The following is a 26162-nucleotide window of genomic DNA, read 5'->3' on the forward strand; positions in this document are numbered from 1 at the left end:
CATGGCAACGACTGACCAAACGCCTCCAAAACTGCGTCGGGCGCTGACGACTCCGCTGCTCACACTATACGGTCTGGGCGTCACCGTCGGCGCGGGAATTTACGTGCTTGTCGGTACAGCGGCCGACATAGCGGGACCATATGCGGCGTATTCGTTTCTTGTGGCCGCGCTCGTGGTGTCCTTGACGGCCTTGTCTTATGCGGAACTTGCGACGCGCTATCCCGTCAGCGCGGGCGAAGCCGCCTATGTAGAGGCCGGGTTTCAGCGAAACTGGATGGCCGTTCTGGTTGGACTTTCGGTCGCTGCATCTGGAGTGATTTCAGCCTCGGCTGTCGCTATCGGCGCCGCCTCGTATCTGAACGCCCTGACCGGCTTGGGAACCGCGTTTCTGACGATCATTGTCGTTCTTGCCATGGGGCTTATCGCCCTCTGGGGCATTACACAGTCTGTCTTCGTTGCCGCCGTCATTACTGTAATCGAGATTTCCGGGCTGCTGTTCGTCGTTGGCTGGGGTCTTTCGATTGATGATCCGCAAGGTTATGCGCTAAGCGAAATGGTGCCGCCTTTCCAAATGAACACGTGGAGGGGCATTTTCGCCGCCTCGTTGTTGGCGTTTTTTGCGTTTGTCGGCTTTGAAGACATGGCAAACGTCGCAGAAGAGGTCAAAGATCCGGTCCGCACAATACCAAGGGCAATCCTGCTCACTCTGGTTCTGGCCACAGTACTGTACTTGGCGACGTCGATGACGGTTTTGCTGGTAGTCCCGATTGACCTTCTTTCAAGTTCGGCCGCGCCTCTTGCACTGGTTTTTACAGAAGCGCCAAAACTCATCAAACAGGGGTTTTCTTCGGTTGCAATCGTTGCGACGGTCAACGGAGTGCTGATCCAGATGATCATGGCGTCGCGCGTGATCTACGGGCTTGCTGACCGAGGCCATCTTCCGAACGTTCTGGCAACAGTCCCTCGTGCGACACAAACGCCAGTCGTGGCGACCTTGTTGGTCGTGGCAACAATTCTTCTGCTGACACAAACTCTGCCCATCGGCATTCTTGCAGAACGCACCTCTCAGATCGTCTTGGGTGTCTTTGTCTTGGTCAACATGTCGCTGATCCTTATCAAGACGAAACCCGACACAGCAGAAGCGCATTTTCGTGTCCCTCCTTTTGTACCGATCCTTGGAGTGGTCAGCAGCACGTTGCTTCTTGGCGCTGGGTTCCTGTGATGTTGCGCGACACGCGCCCGGCCCTCGGCTTGTCGGCTTGTCGGCTCAAGAGAGTCGCGGACCCAGCAAAAACGGTGAAGGGCACCCCCACGACCCCACCTGTAATGCCGTCAGAGTCCAGATTTCCTATCGGCCTTGATCCGTCGTGCGGTCACGCTCTTGAAGCGCACGAATTCGCATGCGCTGAGCCGCGTGAATATGCGCACGCATTTCTGTTTCCGCCGCAGCCCCGTCACGCGATGTCAGGGCTGCCATAATCCGCCGATGCTCAACCACGGCGGTTTCGGCCCGGTCACTGTCCAGCAGTTGTGATGGCCCCAGGATCAGCAATGCCTTTTGTAGCGACAGCATCGACTTTGCCAAAAACCGGTTCTTGGCCGCATCCAAAAGCGTAGCGTGAAAAATTCGGTTGATCCGCGCGGCTTCCGGCCCGGTGCCTGCTTCGGCCAACCGGTCGTTCAGAACCTCCAGCTCGTCCAGCTCGACATCCGATGCCGCCCGCGCCGCGAGGCGCGCGGCAGTCCCCTCTAGCACGGCGCGCATTTCATACAGCTCCATCACCTCGGCGTAGTCGAGGCTGCGGACCGTCGCGCCCTGTCTGGGGATATGGGCAACAAGACCATCTGCCTCAAGCTGCCGGATCGCTTCGCGCACCGGTGTCCGGCTGACGCCAAACCTCTCTGACAGCTCGATCTCGCGCAGGCGGTCGCCGGGCAGCAAAGAGCCTTCGCGAATGTCCTCCAGCAGTCGATGATAGGCAGAGTTCCCCTGAGGGCCGGGTTGAATAGGGTCGTCTAGGGTGGACATAGCACTCGCTCTTATGTATTGCGTCCACATGTATACATCTGGATACAATGCCAGTCAAACGTGACGGAACCCGCAAATTGCCGATCCCAAAGTCCCCACCCACGCTGTTGATGAAAAGGTCTATGACATTTGGCCTGGCCGTAATCGGCACAGTCCTGTTCTGGGCTCTGGATCTGCCACTGCCGTTTTTGTTCGGCCCCATGAGCGCCTGCCTCATCGCTGCTCTGGCTCATGCCCCGATGGAAGGGTTCGGGGAAATCTCTGTCGCGGCCAGAACCATCCTTGGCGTCGCGGTTGGCGCGTCGATCACGCCCAGCCTGTTCACCGAGCTTCCAAAGATGACCGCTTCCATCATGTTGATCCCGGTCTTCATCCTTCTGATCGCCTTGGTCGGAGTGCCGTTCTTTCGCAAGGTATGGGGTTTTGACACAAAGACCGCGTTCTACGCAGCAATGCCCGGCGGATTGCAGGACATGATCATATTCGGGACCGAAGCCGGAGCCGACCCGCGCACCTTGTCGCTGATCCACGGAACGCGCGTTCTGATTATCGTCACCCTGGCCCCATTGTTCCTGACGGTTTTCTATGACGCAGAGCTGACCAACCCAATCGGGCAACCCGCGAGTGAGTTGCCGGTTCGTGAATTGCTGCTCATGGTTCTGGCCGCATTCGTCGGCTGGAAGGGTGGCGAAAAAATAGGGCTGTTCGGCGCATCCATACTTGGGCCGATGATCCTAACGGCTGCTTTGTCATTAGGGGATTTCATCCACACGCGCCCACCACGCGAAGCGGTGTTGCTTGCTCAGTTCTTCATCGGGTGCGGGATCGGTGTGAAATTCGTCGGCGTGACCTTGCGCGAGCTTCGCCGGGTTGTCGCGGCAGGCGTGGCTTACGTCGTTGTACTCGCCATTCTTGCTGCGGGGTTCACGGCCGTTGTCACCACACTTGGGCTGGGTCAACCCGTCGAAGCGTTCCTTGCCTTTGCACCCGGAGGCCAAGCCGAAATGACCGTTCTGGCAATCGTGTCCGGCGCTGATCTGGGCTTTGTCATCACCCACCATCTGACGCGGATCGTTCTGGTCATCATCGGCGCACCGATTGCAGCCAATATTGTTCTGCGCTGGTCCAGACCCAAGAATTGATTGCATCCACCAATGCGCGGCTGATCGGAAATGCCCAAGGCTTGCAGGGCGAACCCGTGCCCGGCCACTCGGCCGGATTAGAAAATAACCGGTCTTTCAGACAGCCAGTGCAAAGCAGCATACCCACCAACCCAAACGAATTTCAGCCCTTCGCTGTGCCTGCCCATTGATCCGCCTCGGGTTTGCCGTAGCGCAGAACATAGAGAATATAGACGGACAGAATGGCGGCGAAAAAACACCAGATGGATGTGAAGGCATACGATGCAAAGAGGAACCCTAAGACGACGGAAGCAACGATCAGGTAGCCAAATCCCCGCACCCCTTTGTCACTTGATCCAACAAGCGGAATACAGATCACAAGCGCATAAAGCAGGCGCGCTATGATCTTGGTCGTCTCGGTGGGGAACATATGAACGTTGTTGTACTGAATTGAGTGCTTGGAAAGTTCGATATCCAGTGTGTCTGGCGCCCAAAGCACGGGCAAGTACAGAAACATTCCTAGACCGAAGCCTAGCCCGCAAATGACTTGAAAAAAACGTCTGCGCCGCAAGCTCGGCTCGATAAGCGCAGCCGAAAGAGGCACCCAAAACGGCCAAAACCAATACGCGAAAAATAGAAATATCAACGCGGCGGCGACAGATGGGCTTGCATCAGGAGTGTTGATAGACACCCACAAGAAGCCCTCGGATATTTGTTGCAGGCCGAAAAAAAGCGGAAGGCAGGCCAAGGGAAGATAACGCACCCCTTTCCGCACAGCCAGCCGAATGGTCAAACCGCTACAGGCAACAAGGGCCGCGCCCGCGACGAAGCTGGCTTCGGATGAAAAGCACATTACGAATACCCCTCCTCTTTTTGCCGCGATCATTCCACCCGAACCACAAGCCCTTCGCCCCATTCGGAAACTTCACAAGATAGCGCAAGGCAAAGGCACTTGGACCAGTTTAGATTCCAATCAAATTGATGGCGACAGAAATGACGCGCCCGTGTTGCGGTATCGGTTTCATTGATGTCGATCACCGGAGGTACAGCCCCAGTCATGTCAGGCGATGGAAAACCCATGCGCTGTGCGGCTGAGGTCAGCGCCTCGGTCTCCAGTACCAACTTCTTCGTGACACTTGCCAAAATCAGGCTGAGACGACCTAATGCCCAATAGTTAATTCTTTGTCGGCAATTCCTGTAAGTTTACGGACGGAACCCTTTCATGAAACAGTCAACGCAGAGCGACAAACCCGCTTCCTACCTGATGGGCCTCACATTCTGGTATCATCTGGTTGCGCTTCTGTTCTTGTCCGTCGCATCGTTGGTGCTTGCGGCTTCGGTATTGGTTCCACTTTCCTTTGCCGCGCTCTTGTTTGTGCTGCTGACGGCAACGTCCGATCGAATTCACAAAATACGGATATTTGGCAAAGCCGTGCCGAAATGGTTGGCGCATCTTTCCGCAATTTCCGTCATTCTTATCGGGCTGTCAGTCATTCTGTCGATTCTTTCAAGCCAGGCCGGGCAAGTCTCCGAAGCCTTCCCCCGCTATGAACAACGCCTGTCCAGTCTGCTGGCTCAAGTTGTTTCGCTGGTTGGGCAAGACAATTATGAGACCGCGATGAAAGCGTTGGAGCAGATAAATCTAGCGGGCTTCGCGCGCGGTGTTATCGGATCCGCCGGAGCGTTCCTAAGCGCCTTTTTCCTCGTGCTTCTCTACGTCCCCTTCATGCTGGTCGAGCGCGTCCCCATGCGGACCAAGATCAAGCTGGCGATCCAAGACGCCGAAGGGGCGGAAAAAGTACGGAGGGTTCTGGAAAAGACCTCCAGCAGTATTCAGCGTTACGTGGGAATAAAAACGCTGGTTAGCGCAATGACCGGGTTGGGCAGTTTCGCCGTTATGGCATCCGTCGGGTTGGATTTCTCGGAAACCTGGGCGGTTCTCGCGTTTTTGCTGAATTTCATCCCAACAGTTGGGTCCATCATCGGCGTAGCACTTCCGTCCTTGGTCGCACTGGTCCAGTTTGAGGAGGTACTGCCTTTCCTGGTTGTTTTGATCGGGTGCGGTGCTGTTCAGTTCTCGATCGGGAACATTCTGGAACCCACCCTTCTGGGCAAGAGCCTGAATTTGTCTCCGCTTATGGTGATTTTGGCACTGACGTTTTGGACGGCGGTTTGGGGTATCGCCGGAGCATTGATGAGCGTACCGATCACCGTATGCATAATGATTGTTCTGTCGAACATCCCCTCGACACAGCCAATCGCGATACTGATGTCCGGTGACGGGAAAATTAACGATTGAACCGCAGCCGCTGACAGGGCCGAAACCCTTTCGGCGTCACGCGCCAAAGCTACTGGGGTAATACTGCAGAGATCACGAGTTCTCGGATTCTTCTGGGAAAACAAATCCCAGCGCTTGCGGCTTGATCGAAACTTCAAATCGTTGATCGACCATAGGTTCGCCGTCCAGATTCATATGGAATGGCTGTGTGGTCTCCAGCACCATGGCCCTCAAACGGGATCGCTGAACAATGCCTTCGATTGGGTCAGATATGTCGGGCAACCTGCCAAACGGTACTTTTTCCGGCATCAGCCGCTCGGCAGACAGAACACTCAGATCAAGCAAACCGTCAGACACTTCGGCCTCTGGCGCGACGTCGAACCCACCCCCTGCATACCGGCTGTTGGCAATAGCGATCGCGGAAATTGAAACTTCATAGGGGTCTCCGCCATCAATCGTGATGTGCGCCGGCACCGATTTCGCATCGGACAACCGGGCAAGTCCGAACAAAGTATAGGCCAGCCCGCCCAGCCTTTTCTTCATCTCTTTGGGCGTCGTCGCGGTAATCATTGCGCCAAATCCACCACTGGCAACGTTTACAAAAGGTTTTCCGTTGATAAATCCAATGTCTATCGGCTTGGGGGTTCCCGTCGCAGCAACGCGGACAGACGTGGCCAAATCCGTTCCGTCATCACCGAAAGATCGCGCAAAGTCATTCGCGGTTCCCAGCGGAACCAGTCCCAATGAAACACCTGCGCTTTTTTTCAGTCGCAAAACAGCATCCGCGACAGCGTTCAATGTGCCGTCACCTCCTCCGGCAATTATGCGAGTCACGCCATCGCCGACGGCTTCCCGAACAGATCGCCGCAAGTCCTTACCCGACCAAGGTATGACGACCTTGATACCCAGTTCCTTTTCAAGCGGACGCACCGCTGATCGCAAGTCTGGCCTTGCAGCGGACTTCCTATTGAGCACAAGCAACGTACGTTTAGCCATTTCATCAGCATAGTGACCCAACGCTTTTGGGCAACTGCTTTGCCATACCTGCGCTGAGGCAGGCGATCTCTCGGGCCCATCCGATGCCACCAGAACCGGATGGCTTCGTGGCTGACGTCAACGCCTCGCTCATGGAATAGAGGCGTCAAAGGTTGGGACAAGCAGGTCGTTTTGATCAGCGAAAACACACCCGATTGATACGACAAAGTCTCGTTTAAGTGGTGAACATCAAGTGGCGTGCAACACAGGCGACGGAGGAACGTGTTTCCCGCCAATCACTATGTAGCGACATTCTGTTGTGACGTCTTAGAATTTTTTTTCACAGCCCCGCTGAAAATTGAAATATCATGACAGTGCGGGCGCGATAGTTTAGGTATTGCCTTTATACAAAATATCCAAGTCTCGGTGGGTTCCTTGGAACAAATTAACTTTACGTTTGAGATGGGAGTGGTTTGCGTTTTGCTGGCCTTCACCGTCTTCTTGTTCGTATCAGAAATTGTCAGAATTGACCTCTCCGCCATACTGGTTCTAGTCCTCGTCGGGCTACTCAGCTACGCACCGGGGCTTGAGAACCTGGCGGATGTTACGCATCTGTTTGATGGGTTTGCGTCGAACGCCGTGATTTCTATCATCGCGGTCATGATCGTCGGTGCCGGCTTGGACAAAACTGGTATCATGAACAAGGTTGCCGCGGTCATTCTAAAATATGGTGGCTCAGCCGAAAGTCGGGTACTGCCGATTGTTTCTGGAACGGTTGGGGTAATATCGTCATTCATGCAGAATGTCGGGGCTGCCGCGTTGTTTCTGCCGGTCGTCAGCCGCATTTCCTCGAGGTCCGGAATTCCGCTGTCGCGCCTGCTGATGCCCATGGGGTTTTGTGCCATTCTTGGCGGCACGATGACCATGGTCGGTTCGTCTCCGCTGATTTTGCTGAACGACCTGGTTCAGACTGCCAACGAGGGGCTGCCTGAAGGTCAGAAAATCCAACCCTTTGGCCTGTTCTCCGTAGCGCCAATCGGTGCGGCCTTGATCCTGACCGGGATCGGGTACTTTCTACTGTTTGGACGCTGGGTCCTGCCCGGCGATACAGGGTCTGACAACACCGGCACAGGGCAAGGTACGCAGGAATACCTGCAACGGGTTTACGGGTTGCAGGCGGATGTTTTTGAAGTGATCGTGCCAGAAAAAAGCCCGTTGGTCGGGCAAATATTGGCTGACATCAACCATGAAAATCATCTCTACATAATATCCACATTTTATCGCGGTAAGACTTCTATGGTTCAGGTTCTGACCGCCGAGATCGCCGCTCCGTGCAGGCTTGCGATCATAGGAAACCGCTCGGTCGTCGAACAGTTTGCAGAGAAATTCGGTCTGACTGTTCTTCCTGAGCTGGATATCTTCGTAGAAGAGTTTGCACCAACCAATGCTGGAATAGCCGAAGTCGTTGTGACGCCTGACAGCAAGCTGATCGGGAAATGCCCCCGCGAGCTTTTGTTCCGAAAGACATATGGCATGTCATTGCTTGCAATTCATCGAGGAGAAGAAACGCTCAGCCACGTCGAGACTGATACGCACGAGTCCACTCAGATCGGGCTCGAAGAATTTCACGCTGGCGACATGCTTGTTGCGCACACAAGGTGGGACAACCTAATGCGGATCAAAAGGGATCCAGATTTTGTGGTCGTGACAACAGATTTTCCGCAAGATGAGCTGCGGCCTCAGAAGGTCGGTTGGGCTTTGGCCTTTTTCGCAATTTCGCTGTCGCTAATACTGTTCACCGACGTTCGCTTATCCCTTTGCCTTCTGACAGGTGCCGCTGGAATGATGCTCACGCGTGTACTCAGTGTCGATGAGGCGTACAGGGCAGTCGGATGGAACACGGTTTTTCTGCTGGCATGCCTCATACCGCTGGGACAAGCGGTGCAAAATACCGGTACTGCGGCTTGGATTGCTCAGCAAATCATGATCATTTTGAATGGTTGGCCAATTTGGGCGCTTCAAGCCGGCGTCGCAATACTGGCCACCGCGTTTTCTCTGGTTATGTCAAATGTCGGGGCCACCGTCCTACTCGTACCCCTTGCCGTTTCAATTGCCGTAGCCGCCGGCGGAAACCCGGCCGCCTTTGCGCTAACAGTTGCAATCTCGACCTCGAACAGCTTCATCATTCCGACCCATCAGGTAAACGCACTGATTATGGGGCCGGCGGGTTACAAAGTATTGGACTTCGTGCGCTCCGGCGGCATCATGACCGTTCTGTTTTTGTTGGTTTCCTTGCTAATGCTCAATGTGATTTTCTGAACAGCCAGTGCGAAACAGACATCAATCTCTCGGGACTAAATCGAAAACTGACCAGGCTGAATTTTTGGCTCCGAGTAGTCTTTCGGTAATGTTTGCTACGAAAAAACCTCGCTCACTCATGGCCGGTTTTTGAAAGTTCTTACAGCAACCCGATCCCGATTTGCCGAACGGCTGATGCCTCAACGCGAGGGGATTTCAAAGCGAACGGATGCCTCACAAAGGGGAGGCGCACTAATTATCGCCCAAGAGTCATTTTCGTTACTCATGTTTCTTTTGATGAAACTCCAACGCCATATCGTCCAAAATACCGAATGCCACCGGGTAAAAATTCTCGAACAGATCGATTACCGCAGATTCCTCTGCAGAATGATGTTTGCCTTCAGCGTCAGTCAGCTGCCCCATCCGAAACACGACCTCTGTGCCTTCGTCTACAGGGACCAACTCATAAGTCTCTAGGTTTGTTAGGCCCTCAATGGACGAATTGTGAAGGATATCAGTCACATATTCGAACGGTTTCCAGTCAACGATCAGCATCTGGAAATGAGCTGCTTCATGAATGCAGTGCAGACGAACACCAGCAGCCGTTCGCGAGGCATCCCCTTCCCGATAAGCATCCTTCAACATCATCCAGCGCATCTTGAGCCGGGGATCTGTAAGCATTTCCCAGGCCACAACCGGCGGGGCCTTCAGTAAGTGCCGAGTTGTGAACACGGCATCCTCGTCAGTAACGCGGACGGGTCCGACGATCTCACGGTATCGTTGCCAAGCAGCAGCAAGGTCATAGACCCGCATGGGTACGTCACCAAAGTGCTCAAACTGAGCGCTGTACTGCATTAGTTCAGAGTTGATACCCATTGCCTGAAATGCATCTTCCGAGAACAGAGCATAGCTACGGATACCGGTATCCTCCTTCACTTTGGTCTTCGCCATGCGATGCACAAGTATGACGTCAGCACCAGAGATATCTTTCATCGGTCCGATCGTCAGCTCTTCAAATTTTCCGTGATGCGCAAGGATCTTCAGATCAAGATCGGCTACGTTGCGACAAGCATTGCATGGGCAGGTCGTGTTTTGCACAATGTTCCGACGGCGTTCGGCGAAGGCCCGGTAAAGGTTTTCACATGTGTTGAGAAAGGTTTCACCTGAAGGGAACGGTCCACTTGAATAAGCGAGAACGGCGTCACCTTCTAGACCCTGCAACTTCATTGGGTCTTTCAGTTCACCAACAATCGCCTCAAGCAAAGAGCGGATGATTGGGTTGGCGTGCTCCAACTCTGACCGGGTTAGGTATCCTGTATAACCAGTAATATCGGCAATTAGCAGGTAACCTGTCTGTAAAGACATCCGAACATTCCCATTTGCGTTCCGTCCTTTCACTGTAGCTACCGCCACAACACCGAACAAGCGAGTCTGCCTCTGTCCGACAAATCAGATAGACACGCCTGAGGCCGCAAATCCTGCTGTTTATTATCGGACGCAGCTTAGTAAGTGACATCGGCGCGTATCTGCCGCGCCCCACTGACCCGCAAAGAGTGACCGCTTTGGGCTAAAACCAGCTATTGTTACCAATCGCCAATGTCAGACTTTCTGTTGATGTGCCCCGGCCATTGCCTCATAGAGGCAAGGTGCAGGGTGCTTGTCGGACCTTGCGCCCAAGGGGCAGGCAACAAATGCCTAACGGAGAAACCTCGTGAACCTCTCCCGGCAGTCAGCACAATCAACGGGAACCTATGTCACTCCAGCCTCCAAAGGAAACGGTCGCGCTTGCGGCCACAGACCCGGCCCCCCTGCGGGTCATAAAACGCGTCGCCTTGTTCCTGCTGGGGCCTGTCTATTTCCTGTACATCGCCTTTGTGCCCCTGCTTTGCAGTAAACGGCGAGGTTTTCGCGGCTGGTACTGGCCGCTAGTCAAACGTGCCTGTTCGCGGCTTCTGTGGCTACTGAGCATCCGAACAGAGATGACACAAGCCGACAGGGCCGCGCTGGCCGTCGACACCAACAGCATCATCGTGATCAACCACCGCAGCCATCTGGATGGTTTCGCTCTGATGGACGTGGTGCCCGACGCCAAGTGGATCACCTTCGCCGCCAAAAAGGAACTTTGCGACGCGGTTCTCCTGCGCCACGGGTTCAAAGGCGCAGGGCTGGTGGAGATTGACCGGAGAAGCGGTTCAGTGGCGCTCGAAACACTCACCGCTGCCGTCCGCGCCATGCCCGCACGCCGCTCTGTTGTGCTTTTCCCAGAGGGTACGCGCACAAGCTCCGAAAGCCTCGGCACGTTCAAGGCAGGAGCTGTAATAGTCGCGCGCGCCACCGGCCGTACAATACGGCCCATTGTAATTCACGCATCCGACGCACTTATGCCGCGCGACAAACACTTACCCAAAAGCGGAACGATCCGGGTCGAGGTATTGCCGTCATTCAAATGCGATCATTCCGCTTCGGTGGACGAAGACGTGGATCGCTTGCGAAGCGCCATGATGGCCGCCTTCGACGCCGGGTTGTGTAAGTAGGTATGTGGTCCTTCGTTGGTCCCGCGTTTCCAACAGCAAGACGAAGGTCCGCTCTGGGGTCAAAGCAGTCTAGCGGTGCGTTAGGCATCAATGACCGCTGTGCGGACAAAGTTGCCATTCGGCAAATTCCGCTGAAAGTCCGCTTTCAAAAAAGCACCAAAGCCAAGGCGTTCGTTAGGGCAGCGAATTTCATGCGTCGTCACGGGAATACTTGCTACTCTTTTCTGCCAAGAAATCAATCATTGCACGGGTCTTCGCCGGCAAATTTGAGCGGCTTGCATAGATGACATTCACTCTGGCGGGTGGCGAGCTGTACTCTTCCAGGGTCGGAACTAAAAAGCCTCTCGAAAGCTCCTTTTGGCAAGCAAGTTCTCTGCTGACATGACTAGGCGTGTGCCCAAGCACGCGTGCGGCGGCGCTTGACCGGCATCGCCATCACCGGGCGCCGCGACTTCCGTGGCACCAAAACCATTTTCATTCGCGACCCCGACCGCAACGTGTTGGAACTTGTCGGACCAGGTCCGTCCGTCGCGGAACTTATTGCCGAGCACGTGCAAGGCTAACGCCCCACCTCGAAAGGAAACACTACCCGTGAAACCTTTGTTCAAAGGCGTGCTAACGGCACAAGTACGGTTTCGAATTTGGTTTAATCAAAGCTCTCACAACAGCTATTGGTTGAGCGGGTGAAAAAGTTCATTTCCTGTGATCGACACATTCTCTTTCAAACGCAGTTTACAGGCTATACATCCGCACCAAATACCATTATCGCCAGGTCTTTCCCGGCATTTGGTGACCCATGCAAGATTTCTCTGACCTTCCGCAAACCTTATCCATAGCACTTTCCCAAAAAGGCTACAGCGACTTGACGCCTGTACAAAAGGCTGTGTCAGATGAAGCGCTGGCGGGAAAGGATTTGCTTGTTTCTGCGCAAACCGGGTCTGGCAAAACCGTAGGCTTCGGGCTGGCAATGGCGAAAGAGCTTCTCGACAAGCACGGTCGGTTCGACCGACCGGCGGTGCCGTTGGCTATGGTCATTGCACCCACGCGCGAACTGGCCTTGCAAGTCCGGCGAGAGTTCGACTGGCTGTTTGCTGAGGCCGGGATCGTCACTGCATCAGCCGTCGGTGGCACGGATGCCCGAACCGAGCGCCGGACGATCGAGCGCGGCGCGCATGTCGTGATCGGCACACCCGGACGGCTGCGCGATCATATCTCACGTGGCGTCATCGACCTTAGCGATTTGCGGACCGCCGTTCTCGACGAAGCCGACGAGATGTTGGACATGGGGTTCGCCGAAGACCTTCAATACATCCTTGACCAAACGCCTGAAAGCCGCCGCACCTTGATGTTCTCGGCCACTGTTCCGCGAGGCATCGCCAAGCTCGCCCAGACTTACCAGAAAGAAGACGCGCAGCGGATCAAGGTCGGAAGCACAGAAGCTCAGCATTCGGACATTACCTATAGCGCATTGAATGTTGCCCCGTCAGATATCGAAAAAGCGATCATCAATTTGCTGTGCTATCACGATGCACAGACGACGATTGTGTTCGCGAATACCCGATCCATGGTTGCGCGTCTGACCGCAAAATTCTCCAACCGGGGGTTTTCCGTTGTCTCTCTGTCGGGGGAACTCAGCCAGGCAGAGCGCTCCAACGCAATGCAGGCTTTACGTGACAGGCGTGCACAGGTCTGCGTGGCGACGGACGTGGCCGCCCGTGGTATTGATCTTCCGGGGTTGGAGTTGGTGATCCATGCAGATCTCCCGTCGAATGCCGAAACTTTGCTGCATCGCTCTGGACGCACGGGCCGCGCCGGGCGCAAGGGGATGTCTATCTTGATCGTACCGGGACGGCAGCGCTCAAAGGCGCAACGATTGCTGAAAACGGCCAAGTTAGAGGCCGAATGGGGCGTCCCTCCCTCAGCGGATGAGGTGCTCGCTCGGGAAGAGGAGCGCATCATTTCCAATCCTGCCTTGGATGAGGTGCCAAGCATCGAGGAAACGGCTTTTGCAGAACGGCTGCTAAGCGGAAGGACACCAGAACAGGTCGCCGCAGCCTATTTGCGCCTCTACCGAGAGCGCCACTCAGCACCAGAGATTCTGGGAGCGGTGTCAGAGACTAAAAAAAGCAAATCTGATACGCGTGCGGCGTTTGGGCCAAGCACTTGGTTCTCACTGTCCTTGGGGCGAAAACAGCGGGCAGAGCCGCGTTGGTTGTTGCCAATGCTGTGCCGCAATGCGGGTCTATCCAAAGACGCCATCGGCGCAATCCGCGTTCAATACCAAGAGACATTTGTCGAGATTGCCAATGATGCAGTGCCCGCAATGAAACAAGAATTGGGGGCCGGACTCACCATAGAACAAGGCGCGACCCTGACCGAGCTGGCGGGCACACCAGATTTCGATGCCTCGCCTAAGGGGCCGCCTGCGGCACCACATTCATCGGACGACGCCGCCAAGAACAAAAAGCCGCGTTCAGGCAAACCGTCAAAAGCTACGCGCAGTTCCAAACCTTCAGAGCAAGATGCCCAAGTCGCGCCCAAACACCCAAAGGGCAGTGGGAAGTCCGCCGCAAGCACATCGCATAAGCCCGCGAGCAAGGACAAACCAAAGCAGGCCAATGCTACGCACGCGCAGCGGACCAGCGAGCGCGGAACGGCAAATCCGCAACCCGCCACGAAGGATAAGAAGCGGCAAAAACGAGACAAGAACGCCTCGGACGCTTCCAAATCTCTGAGAGAACGAAAGACGCCTCACAAGACCAAGAAAAAAGACACCGCGCGTTCAAAAAACAGAAACGGCAAGGGCGGAGAAGCAAGACCGTTCCGCAAGCCTTCAAAGAGAAGCTGAGCGTTCAGATAACTATCGGTAGGCTGATGGAAAAATACCGATTGCGTCATTTCGCACGGGCAAACCACAATAGTATGCCCATGCGACACGTCCACTTCTTTTCGCAGCTATTAAAGGCTAAAATTTGAATCCAATGCGCCCCCGTTCGCCATACTCTGCGTGAACGACTGCTATGCGGACAAACCTGTCATTCGCTGCTCTGGGCACGAATGACCAGAGCAGCGCAGAAATTGAGCGGAATTGAGTACTGTTCGCTAGAGAGCGACCTATGAAGAAACCCGGGCGGATACTCCTGGATACAGTTTCTATCGAACGCTCAAACAGACGAACACCAAGTTAAGTTCCGAGTATGGGTTCCAGTCTACCCAACTGCGCCGCTCTGAATTTTTGAGAGTTAGTCTAAAGTTGTCTGATCAAGCAGATTTTGGGCGTTGCTCACATCGGCTGTTAGCTCTCCTCCTATGATAGTTTCTAAGACAGCACTTAAGCCAAAGTTGGGAGCGGGGGTCTGTCTAAATTTTTGGCAGCTCTTAATGTAGTCTACAACAATCCGAAGTTCGTACATCTTTGCTTGCTGTCGTTTTGCCGTGTTCAAAGCCTCACAAAACTCTACTTCGGCGAACCGACTTTCAGAAATTGCAAGAGCATAAACCCGGTCGGTCTCAGCTTGCGCCCACCCTTCGTTTGTGAGGCTTTGATATCTTCGTGCCTCGGCCAAGCACTGTAAGGCGACTTCCCGGTCACCCGTTTTCAACGTGAGTTCCGCAATCAGCGTCAAAAAGAAAGGCTTATAATTCCCAGCTCCGCTGGCCCACCACGCTTCCGATGCCTCTCGTAATGCGTGGATGTTTTCCGGCTCAGGGGAAAGGTAGGCATCCACCCAGCTTCGCCAGAGCTTTGCTGTCAGCGACATGAAGGTGAACGAGTGTTTTGAGGACAGCTCCTCCAACTGATTTGCGACTTCAACAACTTGTCCAGGTTCGCGGCGCAGAAGATAGAGCATACACAGATAGGTTAGCGACTGCGCTATGCTATGCGCATGCTCCAACTTTTGCGCCGCAGCAACCGCTCGTTTCTGGACTTCAAGTGCTTTGTCTGGCTCACCGCGCATCCATACAGCCATACTTAGAAAGCAGGACGTGATCGCTGCGTGGTCCGAACCGTATATGTAGGCCAGGTGCCCGTCGCGCTTCGGACTGTAAAGCTCTAGCGCTTTACTCAAATGCTCGTATGCAGGGTTTAGTTCTCCAATATGAAACAGCACTGCACCCATGGCTCGATGCCCTACCATCTGATGGTGTGTCTCACCCGTTGTATCTGCCAAATTCAGCAACTGCGCTGCAACGCTTCTTGCCAAATCATACTCAGCCCGCACCAAGTGAAAGGAGTACAAGCCATTCAAAACAGGGAACAGATGTTCTGTTTCATCCACCCGTTCACACAAGTCGCGTATTCTTGCGTAAACGGTCCCTGTTTCATCGGCGGCTATTCCTGCAGTCGATCGTAGAACACCTGCCCTGAGAACCTGAACCTCAATTTCTTTCCGATCCCGCTCAACACCATGAGACAGTTGGCTCAACTGCTCGATCGCCAAGGACAGCTGTGTGTTCGCCTCGATATTGGCAGAACGTTGGACTGCGCGTTGGCCGGCAAGATAGCGATAGTCGATTGCCTCCTTGCTCATACCCGCCATCGTGTAGTGGTGTGCAAGTATTTCCGGACTGGCATCGCCAATATGGGTTGATTTACCACTTAAGGCTTGCGCAACACGAGCGTGCAAGACCCTGCGCTCGCTCTTCAAGAGGCTGTTGTAAGCTGTGTCGCGAATTAGGGCGTGGCGATAGCTGAAAGTTTCAAGATTTTCTTCTTCAGAAACTGTGACGATGCCTGCGTCGACCAAAAGTTCCAATCCTGCGCGTAACGGCTTGTCGCTGATACGAGCCACTTTGGCGATCAACGGAAAAGAAAACTGAGGTCCGATAACCGCCCCAATCTGGGCGACCTCCTTGACGGAACTCAGTCGGTCAAGCCGCGCCATAAGTGCATCATGCAACGTGCTTGGAACCGAACTGGCCGGAGACGCCCCACCCTTCGAGTATGCGTCCCTTCCTTTTGTCAAAACCCCTGATTCCAGTAGATCTTTTGTCACTTCTTCGACGTATAGCGGGACGCCATCGGATCTTGCCGCGACGACGTTGTACATTTCGTCAGAAATCGAATGACCTTTTGCAACTTCGTCCACAATGTTTTTGATCTGGTGAAAGTCCAGTTGCTTCAAGACCACTTTACAAAGGTTGGATTGCAGTGCCCAACCAGCGTCGAATTCAGGTCTGAACGTCATCACGACCAACACTGGAAGGTCACGAATCCGGTCCACAATTCGGTCAAGCAACAATTTGGTTGTCGGATCAATCCAATGCGCGTCTTCAAACAAAAGCAACACTGGCTTTTCCACAGCCTGAGAAGTCAGATTGCTAAGCAGCATTTCTAATGTCTGATCCATGAGTTGCTGTGGCGTCAGATTCAGTTCACCCAATTGGTCTTCAAATGGAACCGATAGAAGAGACGCGGCCAGCTTTAGAGTATGGTCTGACTGATCACTGAGAACAGAGGATATCTTTCTGAGTTTTACTTCGTTTTTGTCGTCTGAACGAAGGCCCGCAGCATTCTCAATTTGACGAATGGCCGGATAAAACGCACTCGCGTAATGGTACGGAGAACACTGATATCGTGTTTGAGTGTGCGACATCCTCGGAATGCTCTGCCTTAATTCTTCGACTAATCTGGACTTGCCAATTCCTGGTTCGCCGGACACCAGCACAACTTGCCCTTGACCGCCACTTGCCAACTTCCACTTTTCATTGAGGGTTTCAAATTCTGCAGCGCGTCCGATCAAAGGGTTCAGCACCTCGTCATGCACTGCCATGAAGCGGCTGACCGTAACCCGTGCTCGTGTCACCTGCCACGCCTCAACCTCTCTGGCAAAACCCTTGAGCTTGAATGCGCCACGCAGAACGTATTCAAAAGCATCACCCGCCAAATGATGAGTATTAGGTGCGACGATCAATGTCCCGGGCTCAGCCATTGCTTGCAGACGTGCGGCCAGGTTCGGCGTCTCCCCCATCGCCGTTCCGTCCTCAAACATTTTCTCACCACGTAAGTCACCGACAACAACCAACCCAGTTGCGATCCCAATTCGGACATTCAGTTTCGCATGAGTGCGGATGGCTGGAATTTCCTCGATAATACGAAGACCTGCGCGGATGGCTCGCTCTGGGTCATCTTCGTGCGCATGAGGAAACCCGAAGAAGACCATTATCCCATCGCCATAGTAACTTGCGATGTGGCCATCAAAAGCGGCAACCGACGCGGCGCAGGTTTCTTTGAACAGTCGGAGTACTTCCGCCAAATCTTCCGGATCGACACGCTGGGATATTTCCGTTGATCCAACCAAATCGATGAACATTACGGTAAGCTGCCGACGCTCAGCGACGATCGCGGGACCTAACGCAGTGTTGTGCGGGTAAGTCTCTCCCTTTGTTTCGGCTCGAACAGCTTTCATGAAACGGCGCCTCGGACCTAGGGGAAGCCCGATTGTAGTGAGATCTTTGTCCGTTAATTCGGTCAGATCACCTAGTTCGATTTCGTGCTCTGCAAATGACCCGGCATACTTGGACAAGCCATGTTTCTCTAGCCAGCGCAAGATATCAGACATTAGATCCTTTCGCGTGCAGCGGCTGCAGAACTATCGCCTGCGATGCACCAGCATGCATCCCTTTCTCCAGTTGGTCGTTGCAGTTTACTGAGTCGCAATTTCAGCGCACTTGAACTCTTTTTTCGCATTGAAGATCACCGTATCGAATTTGGTCAAGGACTTCGTCGCTCTGGATGGAACGGGTTCTTCGGCATCGGGTTGGTACAACGTGATGGTATCGTATCGTAAATATATAGTGCGGTTCCGTTTCCAGTGGATTGCTTTGTGCCTGCTCTGGACTCGGTGCGGATGTCGGCCGAATGTCGCGAAGGACCACGATGCGAACAGGGCAGCCTTTTACAATCGAAGTGATAGCACGCCAGTCGGTTGGCGCTCTAATCCAGTTCGTTCACATACACCGCTCCATTGAGCATGACGAAGTCAATCGTGTCGATTGGTTCCCATTCCTCTGGTGCGTCGAACCACTGATCAGTACCGCCAATTACGGTGATGTCCTCCAGCGGATTTCCATCCACCAGAATAAGATCAGCGTAGGCTCCGGCCTCGATCACACCGAGCTTGCCAGCCTGATATGGGTTCCTTGGGCCTGACATGGCGATCATTTCCCCGGCGGTCGAAGTCAACTGTTTCAACACTTCAAAATTGCTGTCGAATGTCTGTGTTCGCCACCAGATTTCATAGCGGCGCGCTCGTTCTGCATCGGCGAACTTGCCGACGTAGTCAGAGGCAAAGACGACTTTGACGCCGTTCTTGAGAAGGTTGCGCCCAAAATCAGCGTACTGTTTGCCGAGCTCTTCCACCAACGGGATTTTGTCTGCTGGCATAAGAGGGTTGCGTGCAAGGTCGGGCGATATACCCCACATTTGCGGAACCATATACCCGCCTTCCGCTGCGATACGCTGCATGGTCTCTTCGGAAATAAAGAACCCGTGCTCAAAGGTTTTGACGCCGCAATCCAGAAGTCGGTTAACCGCGCGGTCGGTGAAAGTATGTGCCGCGACGTATGTTCCCCAATCCGCCGCCGCGCCGGTAATTGCGCAGATTTCATCTTCGGTAAATTGCGTCGTGTCGATTGGGTCAAAGCGCGATGAGCCTCCACCGCCGCCCATGATTTTGATCTGTGTCGCACCATTACGCAGGTTCAAGCGCGTGGCCTTCAGCGCCTCTGGCACTCCGTCCACGACATTGCCAATACCCATACGTTCAAAATTCGACAGGTCGCCAGCATCGTTGATCGAAAACCCTGCGTCAGCTCGATCACGGAAATCACCGTGGCCAGAAGTCTGCGAGATGAAAGCGCCAGATGGATACAAGCGCGGGCCGACCACCCGACCTAGATTGATTGCTCTGGCCAAGCCAAACGCAGGACCGCCCATGTCCCTCACGGTCGTGAACCCATCTCTGACAAACCGTTCAGAAACGATGACCGCGTTGTAGCTGATGTCAGTAATGTCGAGGTCACGCTCTACTGGTCCAAAGTCATCGTTGATCATGACATGAGCATGGCCATCTATCATACCCGGCATGAGAGTGCGGCCACCGCCATCGATGACAACAGCGTCCGGCGCATCGATGGTTCCCTCTGAAATCTCGCTGATCAGGCTGCCTTCGACAAGCACGCTTCCTGCCTTCAAGCCATCGTTAACGCCATCGAAGATATTGACGTTTGTAATCAGCGTTTTTTCAGGCCGCTCTGCGTCGAAAATCATCGCCGGTAACTCACCGGGCGCGTATGCACTGGAAATGTCTGACTGCGCCGCGACCTCAAATGCCATGATTGAGACACTGGCTGAAAACACTGCTAGAAAGCCCAATTTAAAAACAATCATGGTAGTTTTCCTCCTGTCATAACAAAGCGTAACATTCGCCCGTAAAATCAAACAACAAATGATTGCTGCGTCAAACACCTGCCCGCGCGAGAGAGCAATCACTTGACGTACGCTTCAGAAGGCAAAATCTCGTGGATAGTCGGTGGGTTCTACTGACCGCTTTGGGTTTTCATCAGTCGTTCGTTGCCATAGGTCCGAACGTCCGCCCTCCGGTGAAAGCAGGCAACGACCGATTGCATTGTCCATGCGCGCAGTGCGGACAAAGCGGGCACCAGAGTGTCCTAGGGTTAGGAGCTAAATCATCCATGCTCAGGAGTTTACCGCCTTGAACGGGGCTAGGCTCTCTTGGAACTGCTCGATGAACTCAAGCGTCACTAGTGACGGTTGCTTCAAAATCGGACGCACAAGGGAAAGCGTATGTGACAAGAGCGGTTTGAACGGTCGGTAGCTCAATCCGTTGTCTGCATATTGGACGGCGTCCAACTCGCTGACCACGGAAATCCCGACACCTTTTACAGCCAATTCACAAGCCGCCGTGAACTGCCTGACTTCGATGTGGGAATTCAATTTGACGTTGGCGTTTTGAAACGCTTTTGAAAGCTGTCCAAAAAAATCGCTGTCGCGCCGTGTGTGAATAATCTTGGCGTTTGCAAGATCAGGGGGTGTCACCTCGGAGAGTTTTTCCAATTCATGTCCAGTAGGAAACACGCAAACTGTACGGACATCGATGTCTCTGCTTTCGACGGCCGGATGCCCGTTAAAGTTATCTGTGATTCCGAAATCATATTGCTCACCGATCATCCACTCGAGAATGCGTTCCGGTCTGTCAGGTTCGATCGTCATGGTTACACCCGGCCGATCTTCTAAAAACGTGGCGATGACGTTGGGAAGGTGACTGGTGGCGAACCCGGGCAAACATGCGATGCGGATGTGTCCCGCCTTGCGTTGGGTTATGTCCTGACTGACATCCGAGATCTGTTTCATCAATTCCAAAACGCGCTCTACGCTGGGTTGCAGATAACGCACCTCCTGCGAAGGCACTAAGCGACCTTCACGGCGATCAAAAAGTTGAAAGCCAAGCGATTTTTCCAGATCAGAAAGCAGTCGGCTGACCGCAGGCTGGCTTATCCCAAGATCCGTAGCTGCAGCGGTGACCGACCCATTTGTGGAAACTGCCATGAGCGCTTCCAATTGGCGGATTCTCAAAGTTTGACTCATGCTTTGAACCTGGTTCGTTGTTTCTTAGCCAGTTTATAATGCAATGTTATGTTTTTCTCAAAAATTAAATGCTTGAATTATAAATTTGTAACGTTAACGTCGTGAAATCGTCATGTGTGCTGATTACGCGTTGCAGTCGGCATTCAACGAAGCATCAACACTGATGCATGGGAGGAATCATGAATAAGCATTTTCTCGGCGCTCTTGCCGTAACCACTGCGTTGTCCCCCGTGGCGGCGATGGCGCAAACTGAAGTTCAGTTTTGGCACGCCTTCACCGGCCGACTGGGTGAGCTTGTTAAAGCGCAGGTTGAAGAGTTCAACGCCAGCCAGGATGAGTTCGTCGTGGTCGAAAGCCACAAAGGCAATTACTCGGAAACTCTGAACGCAGGTATTGCCGCTTTCCGCGCCGGTGAGCAGCCCCACATCCTGATGGTTTTTGAGGTAGGCACGGCAACGATGATGTCGGCCGAAGGTGCGATCAAACCCGTCTATGAAGTGATGGCTGAGAGCGGTGCGTCGTTCGATCCTGACGCGTATATTGGTGCCGTCAAAGGGTACTATACTACAACGGGCGGGGAAATGCTCTCACTGCCTTTCAACTCGTCCACACCGGTTCTGTGGGTCAATCGTGATGCCTTCGAAGCGGCGGGTGTTGATCCGGACACAGATCTATCGACCTGGGAAAAGGTTGGCGACGTGCTTGAACAGCTGAAGGCTGGCGGTGAGGACTGCCCGCTGGTGACCGCATGGCAAAGCTGGATTCACCTCGAGAACCTTTCGGCCTATCACGACGTTCCGTTCGCATCGCAGGACAACGGTTTTGCCGGTCTGGATACCGAGCTGATGCTGAACGGTCCGGCGCAGGTCGCACACCTGACAGCAATGGGTGACTGGGCCAAGGATGGCAAGTTCATCTACACCGGGCGCAGAAACGAAGGTGGTGCAAATTTCCGGGCAGGTGAATGCGCGTTGTTCACCGAAAGTTCGGCTGGTTATGCCGGTATCAGCTCTGAAGCTGAGTTCGAGTTCGACGTGCGCCCGCTACCCTATTGGGAGGCCGTCACCAGCGAGCCTCAGAACACCATTATCGGCGGCGCATCGCTTTGGGTAATGGAAGGCCATGATCCCGAGGAATACAAAGGCGTTGGCGAGTTCCTGAGCTTCCTTTCGTCGTCGGACATTCAGGCTGCTTGGCACCAGAATACCGGTTATCTTCCAATCACGTCCGAAGCTGGTGAAGCTACTCGTGCTGCAGGTTTCTATGACGAAAACCCCGGCACCGACATCGCGGTGATCCAGATGACTGCAAAGGAACCAACCGCAAACTCGAAAGGTCTGCGTCTTGGATCGTTCGACCAGATTCGCGGCATCATCGACGAAGAGCTTGAGGCCGTCTGGTCCGGTGAAAAGACCGCGCAGGAAGCGATGGACAGCGCAAAAGAACGCGGTGACGCGCTGCTGCGCCGGTTCGAATCCGCCAATCAATAAGTCTTAATTTGATGCGGGCCTGTTGAGGGCCCGCATTTTCTTTTTTCGGTGGAATATCAGGATGGAAAAACGCGTCACCTTCCGCGGCTGGCTTTTGCCATTGGCGCTGATTGCCCCTCAGGTCATCATTTCCGCCGTTTTCTTCTTTTACCCCGCAGGCCAGGCCGTTTGGCAATCTCTGTTCATCCCTGATCCCTTTGGGTTGTCGTCCCAATTCGTCGGGCTCGGCAATTTTGAGTTCCTGCTGAGTGATAAATTCTACCGCGCCTCTTTTGTGACAACGGCGGTGTTTTCAACGCTCGTAACGCTGTGTTCAATGATCCCGGCCTTGTTTCTGGCGGTCATTGCGGACCGCTTGATCAAAGGATCGGGCGTCTACCGGACATTGCTGATTTGGCCCTACGCCGTCGCCCCCGCCGTGGCTGGTGTACTATGGCTGTTCATGTTCAACACGCGCGTTGGTGTCGTGTCTTGGTACCTGGGCCAGCTCGGTTATGACTGGAACCATGTCCTTAACGGAACCGAGGCCATGGGGCTGGTGGTTGTAGCATCGGCTTGGGGGCGCATCAGCTATAACTTCCTGTTCTTTTTCGCAGCCCTGCAATCGGTTCCGCGGTCGGTGATCGAGGCTGCCGCGATCGACGGCGCGCGCTTTTGGCGTCGGTTCTTCACAATCGTTCTACCGCTGTTGTCGCCGACAGCGTTCTTCCTGCTGGTGGTGAATGTCGTCTACGCCTTCTTTGAAACCTTTGGCGTTATCCACACCATCACAGGCGGAGGCCCACAACAAGCGACGACAATTCTGGTCTACAAAGTCTTCTCAGACGGGTTCGTCGGGCAGGATCTTGGGTCATCCTCGGCGCAGTCCGTCATTCTGCTGATCGTGGTAGGCTTGTTGACCGTCATCCAGTTCAAATATGTGGAAAAAAGGGTGCACTACTGATGGCCGCCCAACAACACGGAATGGTCGAAAAACGCGGGATGGGGATCTGGTTAACCCATGCGCTAATGATCCTTGGCGTTGTGATCATCTTCTTTCCGATCTGGCTGGCATTTGTGGCCTCGACCGTTAGCCAGCCGGAAATCGTGTCTCCACCCATGCCGTTGGTGCCGGGTGATCAGTTTTTGGAAAACTACAAAGCCGCGCTGTTTTCCGGCGTGAATGTCCCTGTCGCCACGATGTTGTTCAACAGCCTCGTGATGGCCATCGGTATTGCGATGGGCAAGATCGTGATCTCACTATTGTCAGCCTTTGCGATTGTCTATTTCCGATTTCCCGGGCGCACGACGTTTTTTTGGCTGATCTTCCTGACCCTTATGCTCCCGGTCGAAGTCCGCATTGTTCCCACCTTTGAAGTTGTCGCCGGGTTCGGCATGCTCAACAGCTACTATGGGTTGATCTTCCCTCTTATCGCCTCGGCTACGGCGACGTTCCTGTTCCGGCAATTCTTTCTGACAATCCCGGATGAACTGGCCGAAGCAGCTCGAGTCGACGGGGCCCGCCCGATGCGGTTCTTCATTGATATCGTTGTGCCCATGAGCAGGACCAATATCGCGGCGCTGTTCGTGATCCTGTTTATCTATGGCTGGAACCAATACCTGTGGCCGCTGCTCATCACCACCGACCCTGAAATGAACACCATCGTGATGGGCATCAAACAGATGTTCCCGTCCGGCGATGATGTGGCCGAATGGCCGGTCATCATGGCCACATCTATTCTGGCGATGATCCCTCCGGTCATCGTGGTGGTATCAATGCAAAAGCTCTTTGTCCGCGGCCTTGTCGATAGCGAGAAGTAAGAAATGGCAACAGTAACACTAGAGAACGTCAAAAAGAGCTTTGGCCCGACGGACGTCATCCACGGCATCGATATCGATATTGCTGATGGTGAGTTCATCGTGATCGTTGGCCCATCGGGCTGCGGCAAGTCCACGCTGTTGCGGATGGTTGCGGGGCTCGAAACCGTGACTGATGGCGAAATCCGAATTGGAGAGGAACGAGCCAACGACAAAGAGCCGATGGATCGGGACATCGCGATGGTGTTCCAGAACTATGCACTTTATCCACATATGTCTGTGCGCCAGAATATGGGGTACGGCCTTAAGATCGCCGGTCTGCCCAAGAACCAGATCGACCAGAAGGTGACTGAGGCCGCCAAGCTGTTGCAACTGGAACCCTTACTGGAACGCAAACCAAGACAACTTTCCGGCGGCCAACGTCAGAGGGTTGCAATGGGTCGGGCTATTGTCCGCGAACCAGCAGTATTTCTGTTTGATGAGCCGCTTTCGAACTTGGACGCTAAATTGCGTGTTCAGATGCGTCTGGAAATTCGTGAGCTTCAGGAAAAGCTGGGCATCACCTCGCTTTACGTAACCCACGATCAGGTCGAAGCGATGACGATGGCAGACAGGATGATCGTCATGAACGGCGGCATCGCCGAACAGATCGGAACACCGCTAGAGGTGTACGAAACACCGAGAACACTGTTCGCGGCACAGTTCATTGGGAGCCCCGCGATGAATGTGTTTGATGCCTGGCGCGAAAACGGGACAGTCAGGATCGGTGAAATTGAAGTTGGCCCATCTGCGGGTCCCGATTGCGCGTTGAAGCTGGGCATCCGCCCAGAGCACCTGTTGTTGGATGACAGTGGTCCGCTAGAAGCGGCGATCCAAATGGCAGAACCGTTAGGGGCCAACACTCTGTTACACGGTCAACTCGCGAGAGTCGGCGGAGCGATCACGATAAGCCTTCCGGGCGTCCATCCGATCGAGGGCCGGCATCCGAACATGCGGTTTTCGGTCGCCTCCGAGCACATGCATCTGTTTGACCAATCAACCGGGGAAAGGTTGGAAAACTAATGGGGTTCCCGCAGGTCGAAGCATTTCGTGGTGGCAACAACCTGATCCGTGTTGTGGGACATCGAGGGGCAAGAGGCGTTTTGCCTGAAAACAGCATGATTGGCTTTGACTTTTCGCTGTCCATCGGCGTACCGCTTCTTGAATTTGATGTCGTTCTGACGGCTGATGACGTTCCGGTCATAACCCACAATCATCGTCTGCACGCATCTAGCTTTCGCGACACCAATGGCCTGTTTCTGTCCGGAAAAGAGCCGAAAGTCTCATCTCTGACTTTCGAGCAGATCCAGCAATTCGATATTGGACGGTTAGACGGGCATTCTGCCTATGGCCAACGCTTCCCGGATCAGGCGCAACTGGACGGCGTGCGCGTCCCAAGACTGATAGACCTGCTCGATTTGGTAGCCGAACAAAAATACGGCGATGCCTATCTGATGCTCGAACTGAAGTCGGATCCTGACCTGGCTCACGATGCGCTTTATCGAGAGAATTTTGTTAAGCGCGTTCTTCAGGAGGTTCGCGCCAAAGATCTATCTACGCGCGCGGTTTTGCACAGTTTTGACTGGAACCTACTAGAAGAATGCCAGCGACAGGCTCCGGATATGCCGTCTTCTTACCTTACGCAGCTTCCGGAAAATGAGGACGATGTGGGCGAGGATTCCTCAAAGGCGGTTTGCCCAGACTTCCGAGGTCGCCGCGACGAAATCCCACTTTTGGTCAAGCAAGCCGGTGGTTCGCTTTGGTGCCCATATTATGCGGATGTAACAGCAGAAAATGTGGCCCTCGCAAAAGAGCTGGGCTTATGTGTCGCCGTTTGGACGGTCAATGAGCACGAAGAAATAAGCAGGATGATCGACCTGCGCGTGGATGCAATCGTATCTGATTACCCTGGGCGGGTTCAAAGGCATCTGTCGGATTTAGGCATGGGGTGGCATGTCGACAACCAGTGAATTCTGCGTCGCTAAAGCAAA

Annotated in this window: 19 protein-coding genes; 12 read left to right on the top strand and 7 right to left on the bottom strand. The window is 54.0% G+C overall.

Annotated elements, in window-relative coordinates:
- The first annotated feature begins 1 nt into the window (after window position 1).
- Window positions 2–1222 (top strand): amino acid permease, encoded by a 1221-nt coding sequence (locus ACR0B7_RS06565; RefSeq protein WP_170483010.1) that lies wholly within the window; start codon window positions 2–4, stop codon window positions 1220–1222.
- Window positions 1223–1348: 126 nt separating this feature from the next.
- On the opposite strand, the gene ACR0B7_RS06570 is transcribed toward ACR0B7_RS06565, so the two are convergent.
- Window positions 1349–2029 carry a GntR family transcriptional regulator gene (locus tag ACR0B7_RS06570; RefSeq protein ID WP_170383409.1) on the bottom strand — a complete coding sequence of 227 codons (681 nt, stop codon included), beginning with the start codon at window positions 2027–2029 and terminating at the stop codon, window positions 1349–1351.
- A gap of 122 nt (window positions 2030–2151) precedes the next feature.
- On the opposite strand from ACR0B7_RS06570, the gene ACR0B7_RS06575 reads away from it, so the two are divergent.
- Complete coding sequence (locus tag ACR0B7_RS06575) at window positions 2152–3171, top strand: AbrB family transcriptional regulator (protein ID WP_480681133.1); 1020 nt, start codon at window positions 2152–2154, stop codon at window positions 3169–3171.
- Between the two features lie 142 nt (window positions 3172–3313).
- On the opposite strand, the gene ACR0B7_RS06580 is transcribed toward ACR0B7_RS06575, so the two are convergent.
- On the bottom strand, window positions 3314–4036 hold the full coding sequence (locus ACR0B7_RS06580; protein ID WP_170483012.1) for a DUF6629 family protein: 723 nt from the start codon (window positions 4034–4036) through the stop codon (window positions 3314–3316).
- 336 nt (window positions 4037–4372) lie between these two features.
- On the opposite strand from ACR0B7_RS06580, the gene ACR0B7_RS06585 reads away from it, so the two are divergent.
- Window positions 4373–5449 (top strand): AI-2E family transporter, encoded by a 1077-nt coding sequence (locus ACR0B7_RS06585; protein ID WP_170383403.1) that lies wholly within the window; start codon window positions 4373–4375, stop codon window positions 5447–5449.
- Between the two features lie 72 nt (window positions 5450–5521).
- Here ACR0B7_RS06585 and ACR0B7_RS06590 read toward each other — a convergent pair whose 3' ends face one another.
- Window positions 5522–6424, bottom strand: a complete 903-nt coding sequence (locus tag ACR0B7_RS06590; RefSeq protein WP_170483014.1) for a YegS/Rv2252/BmrU family lipid kinase — start codon at window positions 6422–6424, stop codon at window positions 5522–5524.
- 441 nt (window positions 6425–6865) lie between these two features.
- On the opposite strand from ACR0B7_RS06590, the gene ACR0B7_RS06595 reads away from it, so the two are divergent.
- Entirely contained in the window at window positions 6866–8722 is a 1857-nt protein-coding gene (locus ACR0B7_RS06595; protein WP_170411958.1) for an SLC13 family permease, read from the top strand.
- A gap of 258 nt (window positions 8723–8980) precedes the next feature.
- Here the strand turns inward: ACR0B7_RS06595 and ACR0B7_RS06600 are convergent, their stop codons facing one another.
- The gene (locus ACR0B7_RS06600) at window positions 8981–10066 is read right to left on the bottom strand and encodes a DUF2652 domain-containing protein (protein ID WP_170483015.1); all 1086 of its coding nucleotides are present in this window, start codon (window positions 10064–10066) and stop codon (window positions 8981–8983) included.
- 386 nt (window positions 10067–10452) lie between these two features.
- Here ACR0B7_RS06600 and ACR0B7_RS06605 point away from each other — a divergent pair, with 386 nt between their 5' ends.
- The 3 genes from ACR0B7_RS06605 to ACR0B7_RS06615 all read left to right on the top strand — a co-directional run bounded on the left by ACR0B7_RS06605 (window position 10453) and on the right by ACR0B7_RS06615 (window position 14083).
- On the top strand, window positions 10453–11235 hold the full coding sequence (locus tag ACR0B7_RS06605) for a lysophospholipid acyltransferase family protein (protein WP_170483017.1): 783 nt from the start codon (window positions 10453–10455) through the stop codon (window positions 11233–11235).
- A 419-nt stretch (window positions 11236–11654) separates the two neighbouring features.
- Complete coding sequence (locus tag ACR0B7_RS06610; RefSeq protein ID WP_170576548.1) at window positions 11655–11798, top strand: hypothetical protein; 144 nt, start codon at window positions 11655–11657, stop codon at window positions 11796–11798.
- Window positions 11799–12097: 299 nt separating this feature from the next.
- Window positions 12098–14083, top strand: coding sequence for a DEAD/DEAH box helicase (locus tag ACR0B7_RS06615; RefSeq protein ID WP_480681136.1), 1986 nt, complete (start codon window positions 12098–12100; stop codon window positions 14081–14083).
- Between the two features lie 394 nt (window positions 14084–14477).
- On the opposite strand, the gene ACR0B7_RS06620 is transcribed toward ACR0B7_RS06615, so the two are convergent.
- The 3 genes from ACR0B7_RS06620 to ACR0B7_RS06630 all read right to left on the bottom strand — a co-directional run bounded on the left by ACR0B7_RS06620 (window position 14478) and on the right by ACR0B7_RS06630 (window position 20845).
- Complete coding sequence (locus ACR0B7_RS06620) at window positions 14478–17798, bottom strand: AAA family ATPase (protein WP_170483023.1); 3321 nt, start codon at window positions 17796–17798, stop codon at window positions 14478–14480.
- 374 nt (window positions 17799–18172) lie between these two features.
- Window positions 18173–19627: a metal-dependent hydrolase family protein gene (locus ACR0B7_RS06625; RefSeq protein WP_480681138.1), complete on the bottom strand. Its 1455-nt coding sequence runs from the start codon at window positions 19625–19627 to the stop codon at window positions 18173–18175.
- A gap of 309 nt (window positions 19628–19936) precedes the next feature.
- The gene (locus tag ACR0B7_RS06630; RefSeq protein ID WP_170483026.1) at window positions 19937–20845 is read right to left on the bottom strand and encodes a LysR substrate-binding domain-containing protein; all 909 of its coding nucleotides are present in this window, start codon (window positions 20843–20845) and stop codon (window positions 19937–19939) included.
- A 179-nt stretch (window positions 20846–21024) separates the two neighbouring features.
- Between ACR0B7_RS06630 and ugpB the strand changes: the two genes are divergently transcribed.
- The 5 genes from ugpB (at window position 21025) to ACR0B7_RS06655 (ending at window position 26141) form a co-directional block, all read left to right on the top strand.
- A complete protein-coding gene (gene ugpB, locus ACR0B7_RS06635) occupies window positions 21025–22335 on the top strand; it encodes a sn-glycerol-3-phosphate ABC transporter substrate-binding protein UgpB (RefSeq protein ID WP_170483027.1) in 1311 nt (436 codons plus the stop codon).
- A gap of 61 nt (window positions 22336–22396) precedes the next feature.
- Window positions 22397–23278 (top strand): sn-glycerol-3-phosphate ABC transporter permease UgpA, encoded by an 882-nt coding sequence (ugpA, locus tag ACR0B7_RS06640; RefSeq protein WP_155150415.1) that lies wholly within the window; start codon window positions 22397–22399, stop codon window positions 23276–23278.
- Window positions 23279–23298: 20 nt separating this feature from the next.
- Window positions 23299–24135 carry a sn-glycerol-3-phosphate ABC transporter permease UgpE gene (gene ugpE / locus ACR0B7_RS06645; protein WP_170576589.1) on the top strand — a complete coding sequence of 279 codons (837 nt, stop codon included), beginning with the start codon at window positions 23299–23301 and terminating at the stop codon, window positions 24133–24135.
- Between the two features lie 3 nt (window positions 24136–24138).
- Entirely contained in the window at window positions 24139–25194 is a 1056-nt protein-coding gene (gene ugpC, locus ACR0B7_RS06650; RefSeq protein WP_170483028.1) for a sn-glycerol-3-phosphate ABC transporter ATP-binding protein UgpC, read from the top strand.
- Window positions 25194–26141, top strand: coding sequence for a glycerophosphodiester phosphodiesterase family protein (locus tag ACR0B7_RS06655; RefSeq protein ID WP_170569175.1), 948 nt, complete (start codon window positions 25194–25196; stop codon window positions 26139–26141). The genes ugpC and ACR0B7_RS06655 overlap by 1 nt, the downstream gene beginning before the upstream one ends.
- The last annotated feature ends 21 nt before the right edge of the window (window positions 26142–26162 follow it).

Source organism: Ruegeria sp. BB6, assembly GCF_056539385.1.